This is a genomic window from Sphingomonas sp. CCH9-E2 (assembly GCF_001557215.1).
Taxonomy (GTDB): Bacteria; Pseudomonadota; Alphaproteobacteria; order Sphingomonadales; family Sphingomonadaceae; genus Sphingomonas.
Map to the genome: position 1 here is coordinate 1 of NZ_LSJM01000187.1, position 1,233 is coordinate 1,233.

Below are 1,233 nucleotides of genomic sequence, written 5' to 3' on the forward strand. Positions count from 1 at the left end.
ACCCCAACCCCTCCCCTAAAGGGGAGGGGCTTGATAGACCGACCCGGTATCCAATCCATGGAGCGTGCCGCATGACCCCGACCAATGACGATCTCGCCGCGCTGATCCGCACCATTCCGGATTTCCCGAAGCCCGGGATCATGTTCCGCGACATCACCACGCTGTTGCTCGATGCTGCCGGCTTCGCCCGTGCGGTCGAGCGGATCGTCGAGGCGGTGGACGGCCCGGTCGATCTGGTCGCGGGGATCGAGGCGCGCGGCTTCATCTTCGCCGCGCCCGTCGCACTGGCGCTGGGGGCGGGGACTTTGCTGGTGCGCAAGGACGGCAAGCTGCCCGGCGCGACCGTCGCCGAGGATTATGCGCTGGAATATGGCACCGACCGCATCGCGATCCACGCCGACGCGGTGGCGCCGGGCGCGCGGGTGCTGCTGATCGACGATCTGATCGCCACCGGCGGCACCGCACGCGCGGCGGTGCGGTTGTTGCGGAAGGTCGGCGCGGTGGTGACACAGGCGGCGTTCGTCATCGACCTGCCCGACCTCGGTGGCGCCGACGCGCTGCGTGCCGAGGGGATTGACGTGACCGCGCTGATCGAGTTTCCCGGGCATTGAGCCGCTAATTCCTCCCCTGCGCTTGTCTCAGGGGAGGGGGACCGCCCGCGAAGCGGGTGGTGGAGGGGCGGCTGCGCAGGCAGCCGTACACAGCGCGGCAAATTCCGCCCTCTTCGGGGCGGCCCCTGCGTCAGCGCTGCGCGCTGCTACCTCCACCGCGGCGCAGGGGAGGAATGAGATGCTCCCGCCCTACGGAACCCTGACCGCTTCTCCCCCGTTTTCAGGGCATTAGGGCGCGACACCGCGTCCGGGAGAAGCATCATGCTCAGTTTGCGTATCGTGAAGCTCGGCCTTGCCGGTGCCGCCGCGCTCGGCGTTGCCGCCTGTACCGACGGCTATGGCTATAGCGGCGTGTCGGTTGGCTATGGCGGCGGTGGTGGCGGCTATTACGCTGGAGGCTATGGCGACCCCTATTGGGGCTGGTATGGCGACTATTATTATCCGGGCACCGGCTATTATGTGTACGACCGCGACCGTCGCCCGGTGCGGTGGAACGCTGCCCAGCGCCGTTATTGGGAGCAGCGCCGCCAGAACTGGCGCGGTGACCGGCGCGAGGTGCGCGAAAACTGGCGCGAATTCGCACAAGACCGCTGATCTGCCCCCCGCTGAGTGGCCCAGAGAC

2 protein-coding genes are annotated in these 1,233 nt (G+C 68.0%); both read left to right on the plus strand.

Going from position 1 to position 1,233, the window contains the following annotated elements; genetic code table 11:
- Window positions 1-71 precede the first annotated feature (71 nt).
- Window positions 72-611, plus strand: a complete 540-nt coding sequence (locus AX681_RS09200) for an adenine phosphoribosyltransferase (protein ID WP_066657157.1) — start codon at window positions 72-74, stop codon at window positions 609-611.
- Window positions 612-872: 261 nt separating this feature from the next.
- The gene (locus tag AX681_RS09205; protein WP_066657160.1) at window positions 873-1,205 is read left to right on the plus strand and encodes a hypothetical protein; all 333 of its coding nucleotides are present in this window, start codon (window positions 873-875) and stop codon (window positions 1,203-1,205) included.
- Window positions 1,206-1,233: the final 28 nt, after the last annotated feature.

What these genes read in the sequence shown, in the direction of transcription:
- AX681_RS09205 (WP_066657160.1), top strand. Translation starts at nt 873, where the DNA reads ATGCTCAGTTTGCGTATCGTGAAGCTCGGCCTTGCCGGTGCCGCCGCG.
- AX681_RS09200 (WP_066657157.1), top strand. Translation starts at nt 72, where the DNA reads ATGACCCCGACCAATGACGATCTCGCCGCGCTGATCCGCACCATTCCG.